Origin of the sequence: Pseudomonas sp. BF-RE-22, from assembly GCF_019956155.1 — a bacterium.
Lineage (GTDB): Bacteria > Pseudomonadota > Gammaproteobacteria > Pseudomonadales > Pseudomonadaceae > Aquipseudomonas > Aquipseudomonas migulae.
The window spans coordinates 1-16,579 of sequence record NZ_JAHBDD010000066.1; the positions used below are offsets into that span (position 1 = coordinate 1).

Annotated in this window: 14 protein-coding genes; 11 read left to right on the plus strand and 3 right to left on the minus strand. The window is 53.0% G+C overall.

Annotation, left to right across the window (positions count from 1 at the left end):
- Nucleotides 1-159: 159 nt before the first annotated feature.
- Nucleotides 160-1,665 (plus strand): YdgA family protein, encoded by a 1,506-nt coding sequence (locus KGA82_RS24485; RefSeq protein ID WP_223452727.1) that lies wholly within the window; start codon nucleotides 160-162, stop codon nucleotides 1,663-1,665.
- A gap of 3 nt (nucleotides 1,666-1,668) precedes the next feature.
- Here the strand turns inward: KGA82_RS24485 and KGA82_RS24490 are convergent, their stop codons facing one another.
- Nucleotides 1,669-3,195 (minus strand): apoptosis inducing factor family protein, encoded by a 1,527-nt coding sequence (locus tag KGA82_RS24490; RefSeq protein WP_223452728.1) that lies wholly within the window; start codon nucleotides 3,193-3,195, stop codon nucleotides 1,669-1,671.
- Between the two features lie 139 nt (nucleotides 3,196-3,334).
- On the opposite strand from KGA82_RS24490, the gene KGA82_RS24495 reads away from it, so the two are divergent.
- The 6 genes from KGA82_RS24495 (at nucleotide 3,335) to KGA82_RS24520 (ending at nucleotide 7,936) form a co-directional block, all read left to right on the plus strand.
- Nucleotides 3,335-3,895 (plus strand): YbhB/YbcL family Raf kinase inhibitor-like protein, encoded by a 561-nt coding sequence (locus KGA82_RS24495; RefSeq protein WP_008034659.1) that lies wholly within the window; start codon nucleotides 3,335-3,337, stop codon nucleotides 3,893-3,895.
- A gap of 87 nt (nucleotides 3,896-3,982) precedes the next feature.
- Nucleotides 3,983-5,668 (plus strand): vWA domain-containing protein, encoded by a 1,686-nt coding sequence (locus KGA82_RS24500; protein WP_223452729.1) that lies wholly within the window; start codon nucleotides 3,983-3,985, stop codon nucleotides 5,666-5,668.
- A 1-nt stretch (nucleotide 5,669) separates the two neighbouring features.
- Nucleotides 5,670-6,236: an RNA polymerase sigma factor gene (locus KGA82_RS24505; protein ID WP_223452730.1), complete on the plus strand. Its 567-nt coding sequence runs from the start codon at nucleotides 5,670-5,672 to the stop codon at nucleotides 6,234-6,236.
- Nucleotides 6,233-6,829: a hypothetical protein gene (locus KGA82_RS24510; protein ID WP_223452731.1), complete on the plus strand. Its 597-nt coding sequence runs from the start codon at nucleotides 6,233-6,235 to the stop codon at nucleotides 6,827-6,829. The genes KGA82_RS24505 and KGA82_RS24510 overlap by 4 nt, the downstream gene beginning before the upstream one ends.
- Nucleotides 6,830-6,849: 20 nt before the next feature.
- Nucleotides 6,850-7,116 (plus strand): hypothetical protein, encoded by a 267-nt coding sequence (locus tag KGA82_RS24515; protein ID WP_008034655.1) that lies wholly within the window; start codon nucleotides 6,850-6,852, stop codon nucleotides 7,114-7,116.
- A 505-nt stretch (nucleotides 7,117-7,621) separates the two neighbouring features.
- Nucleotides 7,622-7,936 (plus strand): DUF6124 family protein, encoded by a 315-nt coding sequence (locus KGA82_RS24520; RefSeq protein ID WP_223452732.1) that lies wholly within the window; start codon nucleotides 7,622-7,624, stop codon nucleotides 7,934-7,936.
- Nucleotides 7,937-8,804: 868 nt separating this feature from the next.
- Here KGA82_RS24520 and KGA82_RS24525 read toward each other — a convergent pair.
- Together KGA82_RS24525 and KGA82_RS24530 are read right to left on the minus strand one after the other, a co-directional pair.
- Nucleotides 8,805-9,644: a DUF4062 domain-containing protein gene (locus KGA82_RS24525; RefSeq protein ID WP_223452733.1), complete on the minus strand. Its 840-nt coding sequence runs from the start codon at nucleotides 9,642-9,644 to the stop codon at nucleotides 8,805-8,807.
- Nucleotides 9,641-10,471 carry a hypothetical protein gene (locus tag KGA82_RS24530; RefSeq protein ID WP_223452734.1) on the minus strand — a complete coding sequence of 277 codons (831 nt, stop codon included), beginning with the start codon at nucleotides 10,469-10,471 and terminating at the stop codon, nucleotides 9,641-9,643. Before KGA82_RS24530 ends, KGA82_RS24525 begins: the two co-directional genes overlap by 4 nt.
- Nucleotides 10,472-11,552: 1,081 nt before the next feature.
- Between KGA82_RS24530 and KGA82_RS24535 the strand changes: the two genes are divergently transcribed.
- The 4 genes from KGA82_RS24535 (at nucleotide 11,553) to drt3b (ending at nucleotide 16,345) form a co-directional block, all read left to right on the plus strand.
- On the plus strand, nucleotides 11,553-12,209 hold the full coding sequence (locus KGA82_RS24535) for a GNAT family N-acetyltransferase (protein ID WP_223452736.1): 657 nt from the start codon (nucleotides 11,553-11,555) through the stop codon (nucleotides 12,207-12,209).
- Between the two features lie 11 nt (nucleotides 12,210-12,220).
- Nucleotides 12,221-12,907 (plus strand): hypothetical protein, encoded by a 687-nt coding sequence (locus KGA82_RS24540; protein WP_223452738.1) that lies wholly within the window; start codon nucleotides 12,221-12,223, stop codon nucleotides 12,905-12,907.
- A gap of 236 nt (nucleotides 12,908-13,143) precedes the next feature.
- Nucleotides 13,144-14,367, plus strand: a complete 1,224-nt coding sequence (drt3a, locus tag KGA82_RS24545; RefSeq protein WP_223452739.1) for an antiviral reverse transcriptase Drt3a — start codon at nucleotides 13,144-13,146, stop codon at nucleotides 14,365-14,367.
- The gene (drt3b, locus tag KGA82_RS24550; protein WP_223452741.1) at nucleotides 14,360-16,345 is read left to right on the plus strand and encodes an antiviral reverse transcriptase Drt3b; all 1,986 of its coding nucleotides are present in this window, start codon (nucleotides 14,360-14,362) and stop codon (nucleotides 16,343-16,345) included. Before drt3a ends, drt3b begins: the two co-directional genes overlap by 8 nt.
- Nucleotides 16,346-16,579: the final 234 nt, after the last annotated feature.

The window sequence follows — 16,579 nt, forward strand, 5'->3', positions numbered from 1 at the left end:
CGCGCGGTCCATAGACACTCTTTAACCTTTAAACATTGGGCCGCCCGGTGCGCCTGATGCTAATCTCCATCGCACTTTTCGCGCAGTCGTGACCGCAACCCGAAATGGGTTCAGGGAAGACGACCACACCTCAAACAACGGACATTGAACGGGTCATTCATGAATAAATCAGCAGGCGTGCTTCTTGGAATCGTCGTGGCCATCGGTGCAATCAGCGCCGGCGGTGCCTGGTTCACCGGCACCAAACTCGAAGGGGTGCTGAACACCTCGATCGCCGACGCCAACAAAGAGCTGCAAGCCGCGCTGGTTGGTTCCAACGGCACCGCGTCGCTGGAACTGGTATCGCTTGAGCGCCACGTATTCAGCAGCACCGCGCACTACCGCCTCAAGGGCCAGGGCGAGATGTTCGGCGAAGCACCGGTCGAACTGCTTTTCACCGACCGCATCGAACACGGTCCGCTGCCGCTCTCGCGCCTGATGTCGCTGAAATTGCTGCCGGTCATGGCTACCAGTCACTACGAACTGGAAAAGACCCCGGTAACCGAGAAGTGGTTCGCCGCTGCCAAGGACAAATCGCCGCTCACCGGCGTGGTCAACATCGGCTATGACAACGCCACCAACGGCACCCTCGAACTGCTGCCGCTGGATGTCGCGCTGGACGACAAGTCCCACCTGAAATTTTCCGGCCTGAACCTCGAGGTCGCCGCCAACGCCCAGGCGCAGAAAGTCAAAGCCAACGGCTACATGGACAACTTCACACTGACCACCGTGGCTGAAGACCAGACACCGGTGAAAGTCGAATTGAACGGCCTGACCCTGGCCAGCAATCTCGTCAAAAGCACCTACGGCTTTTACACCGGCGAGAACACCGTCGAGCTGACCGACAGCAAGACCACCTTTGGCGCGCAGCAGTCGGTGTTGGGCATCAAGAAATTTGAAATGAAGAACCAGACCGAAGAGTCGGGCACCAGCGCTTCCGGGCGTGCCGATTACAAGATCGGGGAAGTGTCCCTGAACGGCAAGACGGTCGGCTCCGCACAGATGGCCATGAGCCTGAAGAACCTCGACATTCCATCCACGATGTCGTTGATGCAGATCTACCAGACCAAACTGCAACCGTACGAGAAGGCCGCCGCCGAAGCGGTTGCAGCTGGCGAACCGGCCCCCGAACTGGTCTTGACCCCGGAAGAAGAGGCTCAGGTGAAAACCGGTCTGGAGAAACTGCTGGCAGCCGGCCCGCAAGTGGCTCTGGAAAACCTGTCGTTCACCACCGCCAACGGTGAAAGTCGCGCCAACCTGGTACTCGACCTGACCAAGCCACAATCTTTGGACCTGACGCCGGATCAACTGATCAAACAGTTGATTGCCCTGCTGGACGTCAATATCCAGGTGTCCAAACCGATGCTGGTTGATTTGCTCAGCGTCCAGAGCCAGATCGACGGCCAGGCTGACGTCAAGGTCGTTGCCGATCAAGCCACGGCCACCGCCGACATGTTCGGCGCCATGGCAGTCGGTACGCAGTTCGCCACGCTGGACGGCACTAACATCGTCAGCAAACTGCACTACGCCAACAACCAGGTGGAGTTCAACGGCCAGAAAATGACCCTCGAAGAGTTTGTCGGCTTTGTGATGAGCAAACTCGGTGGTGCAAGCGTTGTTCAGTAACGCCTAGACGTCCCGAATCAGCCGCCATGCCTCGTCAACCGGCAGCGGCTGCTTCATCTGCTCGGCCAGCATTGCCATCGCCCGCTCTTCATCGCAGGCGATGGCGGCGGTTACGACACCATTCTTGCCGAACAGGCCGATAAAGGGTGGATGGTACGGATCACCCTTGAACTCGACTTCGTCCCAGGCTTCGGCGTGACCGAGGTAGTCGTAGTTCTTGCCGAAGTGCCAGGTCCAGAAGTACGGCACATCCAGGTAATGCTCATCACCGCCCAGCATGTTCATCGCTGCGATTCGTGCCTGTTGTTGCGCCAGGCGCCAATGCTCGATCCGTTGCGGTTGGCCGTTGAGCGGGAAGGTCGCGATATCGCCGGCCGCCCAAAGCCCTTCGGTCACGCGCATTCCGCCGTCGACCTTCAGTGACTGATCCTTTTCCGTAGGCAAATCCTTGAACGGCCCGGTGGCCGGGCTGACGCCAATACCAACCAATACCAAATCTGCCGGAAAGCGCTGACCGTTATCCAGGCGCACCGCTTCGACCTTGTTCGTGCCTTCGATCTGCGCGGCTTCGCCCTCCGTATGAAACACCACGCCGTGGGCCACGTGGTGGGCAAGAATCGCTTTGCCGACCGTTTCGCCGAACTGTTTGGCGAAGGGCACCGGGTGGCGGGCCAGGACGGTGACGTCCAGACCGTATTCGCGTAGCGCCGCAGCGGACTCCATCGCGATAAAACTGTCGCCGATGATCACTGCCCGCTGGCCAGGTTTGGCGGCGTTCAGAATCCGTTGTGCCTGGTCTTTCGAGCGCAGCAAGAACACCTGCGGCAGGTCGGCGCCGGGAATGTCGAGAGCGTTCGGTGTGCCGCCCGTGGCGATCAGCGCGGCGTCATAGGTCAATGTCTGGCCGTCCTTGAGCTGCACCGTCCGGTTTTGTGCATCCAGGCTCGCCACTTCACCGTTTATGCGATCGATGCGTTGCTCGCGATAGAAGTTTTCATCGCGCAGTGGCGGGACTTCTTCCGGCGGCATTTCCCCGGCGATCACGAATTTGCTCAACACCGTACGGTCGTAACCGGCGCCAGGCTCGCGGTCGATCAGCAGCACACGGCCGCCGAAACCCTTTTCGCGCAGCGCCGCCGCCCCCGCCGTGCCAGCGGCGCCGGCACCGATGATCACAAACGTACGTTCGTCATCGGCCGGCGGGGTGTGAGCATCGTCCAGCGGCTGATCGTCGACCCAGACTTCGTCGTCGCGCACCTCCAGGGGATAGCGCTTGAGGCTGTCCAGCGACGGCGGTTCACAGAGCGCGCCGTCCTCGATCCGGTAAGCGGCCTTGTGCCACGGGCAAATCAGACGACCGTGACACAGCGCACCTTCGGCCAGCGGCGCCCCGGCGTGCGGGCATTCACCCTGATAGGCGCGCAATTGGGCGCCGACCCGCAGCAAGACGATCTTGGTGTCGCCAATCCGGACTTCCAGGCCTCGGTTTTCGGACACATCGGCAAAACGGGCGACGCGGTGCAGTGCCATGATCGTTCTCCAGGCAAGCGTTTCACTTAAGAGTTTGGCGCTTATCCCGAGGTTCAGCCAATTCCTGCTGCCACCGCGTGAACGGTCCGGCTATAGTTTGCACGCCGACCACGGCCCCACCCGCACAAGGTGCTCCGGTATGACCCGATTGACCTCTCTGAACCCTTGGCTGGCGGCCGTTGCCGTCGCCCTTTGCGTGCAGTTTCCGGCGCAGGCCGCAGAACGCTTCACCGTCAGCATTCCCGGTGTCACCGACAACCGCCTGTTCACTTCGGCGGCGGCCAGCGATGCGGCCGGTTGTGGCGGCAAGAACCAGTCCCCGGCCCTGAGCTGGACCGCTGGCCCTGCGGGCACCCAGAGTTACGCCATCGTCATGCACGACCCGGACGGTCAGAAAGGCTTGGGTTCCGACCACTGGATTCATTACGGCATCAAATCCGCGACCCGCCAGATTCCGGCCGGTGTTGGCGCCAAGTCTGCGTTTGAAGGCGTGGGCGGCAGCAACAGCAAAGGCACCATCGGCTACATCGGTCCTTGCCCGCCGGTCGGCGACAGCTCCCACCACTACATCATCCAGCTCTACGCCCTGGACCTCGCCCCGGACGCCTTACCGGCCGGTCTGACCCGCGCGCAGTTGCTGGAAAAAATCAAAGGCCATGTGCTGAAAAACAGCAGCGTGGTGCGGCGTTATCACCGCTGAAGTTTTTTTCAGCGGGTTTAACCCGAACCAGTGAGGCTGCCCGTCTCAGAGGATGAATGGATCAATTTCCTCCTGAGGTCAGCCCCCATGTCCCTCCCTCTGCATTTCCTCCGCCCGGCCGCCCAGGGTTTCACCGTCGGGTTGCTGCTGGCCGTTGCCGGTTGTGGTGTTTCGTCCAAGCCTGAATCCCCTTCAGTTGCGCCTCCTGCACAACATGAGCTGGTGCGCAGTGAGGCGATCATGGCCGATGCGACCTTGGCCAAACGCAGTGTGAGTCCGGCACCGATGGCGAGTTTTGCGCCTGAATCTGCGCCGCCGGGATATCAGGATGAGCAGCGCGAGCAGTATCAGGCGCTGGCGGATAACCCGATTCACAGCGTCGCCGAGGCGCCGGTCTCGACCTTCAGCGCCGACGTCGACACCGGCGCTTATGCCAATGTCCGCCGCCTGCTCAATCAAGGCCGACTGCCACCAGAAGGTGCGGTGCGCCTGGAGGAGATGGTCAATTACTTCCCCTACGACTACGCGTTGCCCACTGATGGCTCGCCGTTCGGTGTGACCACTGAACTGGCGCCGTCGCCGTGGAACCCGCACACCCACTTGCTGCGCATTGGCATCAAGGCATCGGACCGTGCGGTGGCTGAACTGGCCCCGGCGAATCTGGTATTTCTGGTGGACGTGTCCGGTTCGATGGACCGTCGCGAGGGGCTGCCGCTGGTCAAAAGCACGCTGAAATTGCTGGTCGATCAATTGCGCGCGCAGGACCGGGTGTCGCTGGTGGTCTACGCCGGCGATTCGCGTGTGGTGCTGGAGCCAACTTCCGGACGGGAAAAAGCGAAAATTCGTACAGCCATCGATCAATTGACGGCGGGCGGCTCCACCGCCGGGGCGTCGGGCATCGAGCTGGCCTATCAAATGGCGCAGCAAGCGTTCATCCCCAAAGGCATCAACCGCATCCTGCTGGCCACCGACGGCGACTTCAACGTCGGTATCAGCGACTTCGACAGCCTCAAGCAAATGGCTGTGGATAAACGCAAGACCGGCGTTTCCCTGACCACCCTGGGTTTTGGTGTGGATAACTACAATGAACACCTGATGGAACAACTGGCCGATGCCGGCGATGGCAACTATGCGTACATCGACAACCTGCGCGAGGCGCGCAAAGTGCTGGTGGATCAGCTCGGTTCGACCCTCGCGGTGGTGGCGAAGAACGTGAAGCTGCAAGTGGAGTTCAACCCGGCGCAGGTCAGCGAGTATCGGTTGCTGGGCTATGAGAATCGCGCGTTGAAGCGTGAGGATTTCAGCAACGATAAAGTCGATGCCGGTGAAATCGGTGCAGGGCATACGGTCACGGCGTTGTACGAAATTGTTCCGAAGGGTGAGAAGGGCTGGTTGGAGCCATTGCGGTATGGCAACGCTGAGTCAGCCGTCTCGGTAAAGTCTGGAGAATTGGCGATGCTGCGTGTGCGTTATCAGCTGCCGGAAGGTGGGAGCAGTCGCTTGATCGAACGGCCGATTGCCGCTGGTTCGGAAGGCAAGGCCAGTGACGACCTTAGATTTGCGGCGGCCGTGGCGGCGTTTTCCCAGCAGCTCAAGGACGGGCGTTATACGGGTGATTTCAGCTTGAAGGACACGCAGGCGTTGGCTCGCGGTGCGCGGGGTGATGATCCATTCGGTCTGCGTTCTGAGTTCGTGCAATTGGTGGAACTGGCGCAGAGCCTGCGAACCACCACTGCATCCAACAGCGAACCGGTTAAAGGAGGCTACAACTGACATGTCTGCTCTTGAACCGAGCGACGAATCACTGCTGGCCCGTTACCGAAAAGGGGACGGGCCGGCGTTCGAGATTCTGTACGCCCGTCACCGGCAAGGCCTTTATCGTTTCCTGCTAGGCCTCAGCGGCAAATCCGAACTCGCCGAAGAGGTCTACCAGGACACCTGGCTGAGCCTGATCCGCAGCACCAGTCAGCCACAAGGCCGGGCGAATTTTCGTACCTGGCTTTACCAGATCGCCCGCAATCGCCTGATCGATCACTGGCGCAAACACGGAATCCACAACCCCTTGCATGACCGCTATGACGAACAAACCCACGCCCTGGTCGATGACGCCGCCGATCCCGAACAACTGCTGAGCCTGAGCCGCGACAACCAGCGCCTTGAGTCTGCCCTGCAAACCTTGCCCACCGACCAGCGCGAAGTGTTCCTGCTGCGCGCCCACGGCGATCTCGACCTGCCGCAGATCGCCACCCTCACCGAAACACCGCTGGAAACCGTCAAGAGCCGCTTGCGCTACGCCCAGCAAAAACTGCGTCGGCTGCTGGCCGAGGAGGTACTGACATGACTGACGCCCGTAAAACACCAGACGATGAAATGCTTCAGCATTTCCGCGAGCATTCGACCGCCGAGCCGCCGAGCCATCTTGATGCGTTCATCCTGGCTGCCGCACAGCGTGAAGTCCCCGCGCCGAAACCAAATCTGTGGCAACGCTGGGTTCAGGCTTGCCAGAAGCCTCGTTGGCAGGTGGCGTTTGCCAGCCTTGTCGGTGTCGCGCTGATGCTGGCGTTGGTGCAACGCACGCCGGAGCAAGTACCGAGTTACGACTTCGCCCCCAAAGCATCCGCCCCGGTGGCCAAAAAAGAGGCAGTACAAGCGCCGTCGTCAGTTGCGCGCTCGCTGGCTGCCCCCGCCGCGCCGATGGCCGATTTTGCCGCCCCCGCGCAGAGCGAATCCATCAGTGTCGAAATGGCCGAGGAAGCAAAAGTCAGCAAACGCGTAGCTGCGCCGGTGAAAACCCTGGATGAGCAATTGCGTGAAGTGGTTCGCCTGCAGAACGCCGGTCAGGCACGTGAGGCGGATGAATTGTTGGCGACATTGCACAAACGCTTTCCCAAGGAAAATCTCGCGGCCCGGCTTAAGGAATTGAAGAAAAACTGAGAAGTCAGGAGCTCTGCGATTTGGCATCCACCCCCGAAAGCGCGCACTATCGGCCTATAGCCGATGCGTTGGAGGATGCCGTGGCAAAGAAAATCGACCGCATCGCCCAAATGCTCAACTGCCCGGTCAAGGGCGAGGAACTGCGGCGAGCAGTGACCGAGAGTCGTAAGGAGTTTCTTCTGGCGAAACAGGCAGAAGAAGCTCTGGAGGAGGACGTCCTTGATGAAGAAGAGTTTGAGGACGACGAAGACGATGATTACGACGAGTTTGACTGGACGACTGAGTGATCTTCTCTGGTGAAATGATCTCCCTGTAGGAGCGAGCCTGCTCGCGATGTTCTCCCAGACAACGCGGGCATTCAGGTTGCTTGCGTCATTATTAACGCCCATCGTCGGAACGCCGCCCGGAGCCGGCTCACCCCTACAGAAAAAGCCCCACAGCCCAGTGATTTTGGGCTTGTTTAAAAGGGCTTTGGTTTACTTCCTGCAAGCTACAAATTCTTGCGCCATTACCTACGGCTACGCCAGAATCCGCCGGCTTGTGCGCTTGGGAGCGGGTCGGTAGTTTGATTCGTGTCACTGGTTGTCAGTGACCGGGTTTAGTAGCCCGTCGTTGCTAAGTCGTACAAGACGCTCATCAGTCTGGACTCTGTCCTGTATTTGATGGTGGCTGTGCGTAGGGCGTCCTCGGGCGCGCCGATTTCTTAGCTCATCGGTCTACTAACCTGCGCACAGCTGCCTCCCTTTCGTTTAGTAGCGAAATAGTCGCAGCCTCATCCAAGAGAGCTAAGACATGTCCAAAATAGTCCCCGATCCACCAGGATCTGAACCAGAACAACCTGAACGCAAAGGCTTGCTCTTCACCGTCAGTCCCAACATCAACACCGAAACCCTGCTCGCCAATGCCTCGGAAGACCTGCTGTCGATCAGCGCCATCGCCGCTGACCTCGCCGACAACGTAGACGGTTCAAGCCGCTCCAAAGCCCTGGCACTCAGCCGCATGGCCGATGGCGTGCATTTGTTGGTGGAACGAGCGCTGGATCATCTAGATGAGCCAGAGATGGCGGCGATTTTCGCCAGGCAGCAAAACCGAACCAGTGACGCTTAGGCGCCGGCCACAAAAATGGGTACGGGATAATTGTGGGGGCGAGCCGGCTCCGGGCGGCGTTCCGACGATGGTCGTAAACGATAACGCGGGCTGCCTGAATGCCCGCGTTGCCCCGAGGTCACCATCTTGCGCGAACCCTCGACTTGAACTGTCAAGTTTTCCTTGACGGTTGCCTCGAACCAACCAGTAGTTGATGAGAAATTTTCATTCCTTGTAATCACCTGCAACACGGCCCCTGTCGGTGGATTCGCTTCGGCGCTGATACTGCTCAGGGGGGGGTGTTGAGCGGCTCCCTTTCGATCAGTCATTTTGCTTAAATTATTGATTGATCCGTGTCTGTCCTAGCTGAATCCACGAGCAGAACCGCTATCTCGCAAACTATTACTTCACCCAAGTGTTGGGCACCACTCTTGGCGTCTGCCACAGTTGTCAACTTTAAGTTGACAACTGCCTCTTCAGGCACCGGAGCCAAGCCTATTCAAGATGGATTTAGTCCCGCGACCGACTATCTAAACATGGTTTGATATACACCGGTCTGATGGGGTGTGGCTGAAGATCTGCAGAGGGCTCGGTTTTAAACCGAAGAGATTTTGCAGACTCAGTAGTTCGGCTTGACCGAACAACTGATTATCGAGCCGTGCACCCTGAGACAACACCCACAAAAAAGCCCCAGACCCTATAGCCTGAGGCTTTCTCGTTTCTACATCCAAGTGTCGTTTGGACTGAATGCTATGGGCCTGTTTTATAAGGGTTTTTTATGCACTGTTCCTGTTAGATATACACGGTGACGTTTGCTAACGAGCTCGACGCTGCCTGCTTCGAGCCTCCCTAAGGCGGTATGTGAGGCTCGCATTAGCTTGATCAGGGATTACAGCTCGATCATGTCAGCAATCTGAAAGCCAAAATTTGTTAGCTCGTGCATCTCCCCACTCGCACCTCGTGCAACGATCAATCCTTTCGTGCGCAATTCATCAAGGGCATGCTCCCACTTTGCAATCTCTCGCCGGTCCCGACTACCAATGAAATTTTTTCCATTTGTCTGCACATTGGTGCCGTTCAGGTGACGGATGTACATGATGATTCCATGCATATCCTGACTCGCTTCCTTCAGCAAGACTCTCGCTTCCACACTCAGCTCAGGAATGTTGGTTTTGGACTCAACGATTTCTGTAATGGGCTGGCTTTGAGGTTTGTTAAATATGGGGTGTTGATTCACCTTCAATTGCAGATGGCGGTAGAGCTTCGTCCTAAAGTCAGCGTGACTGTCGTAGCTTTCGTACAAACCCCTTTGCTGGCAATCAGCTTTGAATTTTTTAACGCTTGCTACCTGTTCCAAGTCGACCATGTCGATGGCTACAGGCTGAGAGGAAAAATAAAGCATTGCGGGCTTCCCCGATTCGATATGCCTTTCCAGTTCCTCGACGGTGCCGCTCGCATAGCCATCAGTTGCGGTGCCGATTCTCGTCCAGAATACCCCTATAAGAAGGTCGCAATTTTCAACGATCTGCTTGTTGATAATGGCTTGGGGCGGGGCACCCATTTCAGGAGATGAATGCGACTCCCATCCGATAGGTAGTAGCACAATCTTCCTAGCACTGGAGTTGACCGCATTCCACTCATAGACGACGTCACGAACAATTGCTCGTTCGGAAGCAACATCACCAGGAGACGCGATCATCACATTGAAGGTTTCAGCGGAATAGCTCATTGAACGTCCTCTGTACTCTCACTTTTCCGACTCTCATGCTTTGATGATGGAGTCGGGTCAGTCTTAGCAGACAGTAGGGTCTCCCGCAGTACACGACCGCTGCCACTGTCTACCTTGTACACGGTTCTTTCTGACAGAAGAAATGTGCTTTTGCCGTCAGCCAAGATGAGAGTCCCTGTCAGTTTCGTGCCCTTATCAGTGATGAGAGAGTGTTGCTTGTCCAAACCCCTACTGAGCTCCTGAGGAGTAAAGCCCTTCATATCAGCCTTGCTCATCTTTACGCCCTGTTGGACACCCATCGCGGGGGCAAAAAAGGCCATGAAAATCAGGAAACCAATCCAGCACGCTAGGCCGATAACGGTATCTACTTTCGCATTCTTGACCACCAGCGCTACAAAAGCCGCCGCAACAGCGACGAAGCAAAAGGCAAGAATACCTGGGCCGATGATTGGGACGTAGTTGGCTGCCGTCAGCGCGCCAGAGAACAGGCTTATGTATCCATAAAGAAGCAGGTTAGGAGTACTCAATGCAATTTCGTTGGTATCGATACCAAAGCCATTGTAGTAGCCAACCAGAAGGGAGTAGCCATACACCACGAGTGCTGCTTGGAGGCCAATGCCGGCGTAATTGATGAGCTTAAATGCCAGGTCAGTGTTGGCTTCGGATTTCTTCAGCTTGGGTGTTTGCTTGGGAGCAGTTTTGTTCGGCGGATACACGAGAGGATTTTGAGCTACGAGGGTAATGGGGGTTACTAACTCGAGGCGAATCGATTTGTCTTTCTTCCAGAACACAGTGCATCCCTGCTTATTTTGACGGGATGGAACCATACCTAGATCGTTGCATTGCCGGCTAGTCCCACATTGGGTTTTGGGAGCGCAGAATCAGCGTGGGCCCCTGACGTTTTCGGGCGCACACGGGGTCGGAAACCCGCGGCATTTCGTTAGCCGCAGTTCAACCAGCTTACTGAAATTTCAACATTGAAATTGAAAGGTTCTTGAAGAGAAAAGGACATCGTTACCGCATCGGTAAAAGTAGTCAATAACCTCCCACACGATAGGGAAAATGCACAGTAGAGCTGCTGTTCACCAGGTTCACTAGGCTGTGAACCTTTCCGCTAACACGATCCTGCGGGTTTCCGACCCCGTAAACATCCCAGGGGCCCTGGCGATGTCGGTACAGGCTATTGGCAGACGGCAACCTTCCAGTCTCCGGGCGTTCGGAGCCCCAGTATTTGAAATCTGCATTCGTCGATTCAAGCCAGTATTGTTTCGCTGGCGGAGCTATTACCGATGGGGTGTGGGGCTCGAAAAGACGTGTGACAGGTGTTGCGAGTGTTACGAAGTAGATTAACTTATTGAATTTGCTGAGATTTATTAGTGTTACACGCGGTTAGTCTTCCACTTGCGTAGGGTGTTACAAGCCAAATAGGTGTTACAGCGGCGTTTAAAAATTTGGGTGAGCCGAAGGTAGCAATCGGCCAGAGGCGGACGTTCTTTCTCCTACGCTAGTTCGAAGTAGAGACTGGGATCGCCTCGGGCGATTGCAACGACATTCCATTCGCAAGGGTATTCGTTAGCGTCTGATCTTAAGGTCTATGGCCAACGCCCGACCGTCTTGGGAACCGTTCCGATCATGTGAATTTGATCTCTACGGGATTAATGCAGCGGCTTCAGAATGGCTGGTGGTTGAGGCCGCCCTTACAAAGGCCTGTGTTCACTGATAATTCCCTGGCAGTAGTGTCTCACCATCCTAATGCCGAGTTATTGGTGCGGCTGGTGCGATTCCTTAACCTCCTCCTGCAAGCCACGAACCATCCAAACGTAAATAGCGAAGATACTTGGGGGGGTGGACAGGGTGATAGCAAAACAATAGCCTCATGGCTTCGAGATGAACACCACAAAGGATTGTATGTATACCATCACCCGTCATACCACACCTGTGGAGCCCTCCACGTGCAGCGCTGTCCTTGATTTGGTAGGGGAGAACGTCACCGCGTTGAGTATGTCAAGTCCGCCTAGAACTCACCCTCTCTTTGACGGCTACAAAACCATGCTAGTGGAAGAGGTTCGGACATACATCACACGACACGACCTTCCCCAGATTGAGTTGCTCACAGCCTCAACCGATGATGGCAGGATAGTGGGTTTCTTGCTGTTCGGTTTGGTCCAAACCGATGTGCAGGAGTGCAATATCTATTACACCGCTGTGCAGAAGCAATTCCGTCGACAAGGCATCATGAACGATATGATGCAGGTGATTTTGGAAATTTCCCCAGCTATAGGGCTGTCTTGTGACATAGCAATGGTGCCCATCTATAAACGCTATGGATTCCGGGTAGTAAAAGGCAGGGAAACCCAGGTGGTTATGTTCATTGACAATCCCACCGGTATCACGCCTGTAATTGATCCAGCAGATCTGGGAAAACTAGAGGTCGTGGATACTACATTCAGACGGGCGGTGGAAAGGTCGGACATGAATGATATGCATCGCGCTGATAAGGCAATGAAGGAAAATTTAGTGGCATGCAAAGCTAAGGTTCGACAATTTGTGAAAGTGAACGGCTGACTAGAGGTTACATGCGTAAGCGCTTGGGATTGATCGGTGGAGTCGTTACCGCCGTTTACTTGGTCGCGCTGGCGGCGGTGGCGTCGAGCCGCGCCGGCACACTAATGATCATGCCGTTGAATGAGGTTGGCGACTTCCTATCCGGTGCTTTCGGCCCGGTCGCGTTCCTTTGGCTGGTCCTCGGTTTCCTCCAGCAGGGCGATGAACTGCGGCAGGGCACCGAAGCGCTTAAATTACAGGCCGCAGAACTCAGAAATTCTGTGGAGCAGCAATCGATCATGGCGGTGGCTGCCATCCAGCAGATCGATGCACAGCGGGAGTCGCTAAAACTGCAGTTGGAGGAAACAGAGCGCACCTTTCGGGCGAATTTCGTTTTTGGTGGCGGGCCCTCAGTCAGTTCCAATCGTGGCCTTGAGTTCCATGCGGAAACAAGTATTGAGATCGGGGTCGCAAGGTCGGTAGCGCACGCAGTTGAGATAGCCATTGCTCCACCTATTGGTGCAGTCAGTGAGATAAAGTTCGCAATAATCGACCTCAAACGACCTGTGTCAATACCGGTGAAATTCATCACACGGCAGGAAACAACGGGGGATGTTTCAATTGTCTATGACGGTGCAGACGGCAAGCGCAGGAATGAAGGCTTTATCTATACGACATTGACCACGCACCCTTGGATAGAGATCAAGAGGGCTGATTAGCTGCGAGATGTAGGACAATCCCGCGGCCCATGCTCACTTGTCCGGACCACCGACAGGTTGAATTTATTTCAATTTGAGTTTAACGCGTAGATATCTATTGCCTCGGTATGTCATTATCAAAAAGGTCGGAAGCTTTCATAGCCATATCTCGATATCCCTGTCTCGACGTTTTCTTTGATCCGCTGTTAAGCGTGATAGAAACCATCGGGAAGTTAGTACACAGCATGGAGCTTGGCATGTTAAACCAACATTTTTCTTCTAAAAATTTCATGCGACTTCTAACAAGGCAAGATATTTTTAGATTTGATATGGGGGGCGGAGGCGATGATTATCGAGCGAAGTTGGTTGCCGTTGAGGAGTCAATAGCAAAATCAACATATACATTCTCAGACTTTAGAAGAAAAAAAATGGCGCACGGCGAAGTTGTATCGCCGCAAAACATAACTGATGAATTTGCGCTCCGGAAGCTGAATGATAACATTAAACGCGTCTTTAATATAAAGACAACTGACAGGAATAGCATACTCCCTCAGATCAAGGTTTTATTGGCTGAAGGTGGTGAGTTTTGGTTGCAAAAACTAGATGTCACCAAGTTTTTCGAATCTATACCGCGAGCAAGAGCACTAGAGCTTGCATATAAAGATCATAGACTGTCATTTGAGTCGAAGAAAATTCTCGAAAAGGTTTTCTCTAACAAAGAGCTTTCTAAGTATCCTGGGTTGCCGAGGGGGATTTCGCTGAGCTCCACGTTATCTGAGTTGTATATGAGAGAGTTTGATAAGTCTTGTCGTACTTTGACTGGGTGCTATTTTTACACTAGATATGTCGATGATATTTTCATGCTGTTTTGTGAAGATCCAGGTGATGTCGCAAAAAAAATAGACTTACCTGAAGGGCTGTCATTCCACCCTGACAAAAGCCTTTCTCTATATCACGCTCATAAGGGGCCTATAAGGACCAGTGATGGAGGGAGTAGTGTCACGTACTTAGGGTACGAATTTAATTTTCTGTGCACAAACAAGGACAGGCCAACAAAGTTGCAGGTTGGGATTGCAGCAAAGAAAATAAAGAAAATAAAAACAAGAATAATGCTCGCGCTATTTGATTTTTGCAAAACGGAAGATTTTCTTTTGCTTAAGTCACGACTTACATTTTTAGCAAGCAACTATAACATAGGCAAAGACTCTGCGAGAGGCAAACTGTATGCGGGTGTGCATTTTAATCATTTGCTGATTGATAAGGAACGTCATTGTGATCTTAATGGGATCGATAACTTCCTGCAGAAGGCACTATGTAGCAAAAGCGGCTCGTTGGGTCGGAAACTTCACTCCCTGCTACCAGTGCATCAGCGCCGAGAGCTTTTGAAAATATCACTCATGCAAGGCTTTCAGCAAAAAATAGTGAGACCTTTTAAACCTGATCATCTTCTAGAAATCAAGCGAGTTTGGGCGCATGTATAAGCCTATTAATAACAAGGTTCGAATCAGGAAGAATGACGAATATCGGGCGCTGCTGACCGAAACTCTTCCTTACGAAGTACCGATGCTGTTTTCAAATGAAGGTCTATATCTTGCTGCTAAAGATAAGTTGATTGATAAGCTTAAAAATGTGCATGGGTTGGATATTTTTAAAAGTCAGCCGACTATTCCATACAAATACAAAATACGAAAGAACTCCTTCGAGTCTCGCGGACTTGCAATCATGCATCCCGCCCAACAACTCGAAACGGGAGTTTTTTACTCTCAGTATGATCATTTAATCGTAGGACTATGTCAGCGAAGTCCCTTCTCGCTTAGGGCACCTGCATCAATTGCCAGCTATTACGTGGAACGTGCTCGTTCAAGCGGCAATGCTGCGAGCAAGGATATACAAATGGAGACGGATGGATTTGAGGCAATCCCAAATACAGGTACATCATACTTCGCGTATAAGAAATTCCCTTTTCTTTTTAGATTTTACGACTCATTAGAATTCTTGAGGCTGGAAAAAAAGTTCAAACAGCTAACAAAAATGGATATTTCTGATTGCTTTAATAGGATTTATACCCACACGATAGCTTGGGCAGTGAAAAGTAAGAGCCACGCAAAGAGAAATAAGACGCAAAGCTCATTTGAAAATAGTTTTGACAAGCTTATTCAGAACGCAAATCATGGCGAGACAGCTGGGATTATAATTGGGCCGGAAGTATCCCGGATTTTTGCGGAAATTATTCTCCAGCGAATCGATTTGGAGATAGTAAGCAGATGTACTCAACTGAATTTACGATTGGATGTTGACTACACGATACGAAGATATGTTGATGATTATTTTATTTATACGAATCAAGTTGGCGTTCAGGATGCATTAAAGAAACTTATTCCCGACGCGCTTCTAGAATATAAACTAGCTGTAAATCATGCAAAAACTTCTGACCAAGTTCGACCCTATATCACCAATACATCGATTTCTCGGCATAGCATTTCTCTAAACGTAGCCGCATTTTTTAATAAATATGTCGAGATAAAGTCGGAGGCATCTGAAGAAACAGGTAAATCGTCCACGGTAATTTACCTTAAAGAGATCGATAATGTCACGGCGGCAGTTGTGCAAACAATTGCTGCTGTAAAAAGATCGATAGGTGAAACTGGATCTTATGACGCAACCGCTAACTACTTTTTAGGGATGTTCAAGAAGTTTCTATCCCGAATGGTGGGGAAGAAATTAAAGTCTGAAAAAGCCAAGCCTGATAATGATCTTTATTTTTTTCTGACAGCCGTTATAGATATCGTATTTTTCTATTATTCTATGACGTTGCGAGTAAGACAGACATATCAGATGTCAGAGATAATACTCATGATATCAAAAATAATGAAGTCTCTTCCGGCGGACCTCCAAGATTCTCTTGTGAGAAAAATTGTCGACGAGTCTCGACTAATAATTCAACAGGCGAACTCGGATTTCCCTGAGCATAAAATAGAAGTTATGAATCTATTGATCGTGCTTCGGAGCCTTGGTGATAATTATATATTCGACTCAAAGCTGTTATCGCAAATATTTGATTTTGAATTAGATGTTGATAATAAAGTCACGCTAAAAGATAATTTTGATTATTTTCAGTTGGTTTTTCTTATATCATACGTGGGGGGTGTTCCAGCTCTGCAGAATATGGTACGCGCTGCAGTCAATTTTTCCACAGATCGGTTTGCACTAAAAAATTGGGCGGACGAAGCCGAAAACGTATTCTTATTTTTTGATCTGCTGTCATGTCCGTACGCGTCAACCTCAGAGAAACAGAATATTGCCAAGCTCGTACTGAGGCATGTTTCAGAAAAAAACTTAAATGATCGTGCCAATCAACTGCTTGGTGACGTAAGTAATAGGACATGGTTTTTTGGTTGGAACAAAACAGCAGATCTTGGAATGGTATTAAAGAAAAAAGAATTGCGTACCCCATACTGACTGGATAGGATTGAACCGGGAGCACGCAGGTCAGCTTGACCCAGGCCAGAGCTTACGAAATATTTTGCGAATACGTCGAGTAGGATTCAGTGAGAGTCGCAAGATTGTCATTGAATATGAAAGACGCACCTAGACCGTTTAAGCAACCAATATGGCGCCTGGCACCATAGACGTCGCTGGTCGAAGGACACACGATGGGCCGTGCGTGTTCCCCCCTTCGGGGCTCTTCTTTCT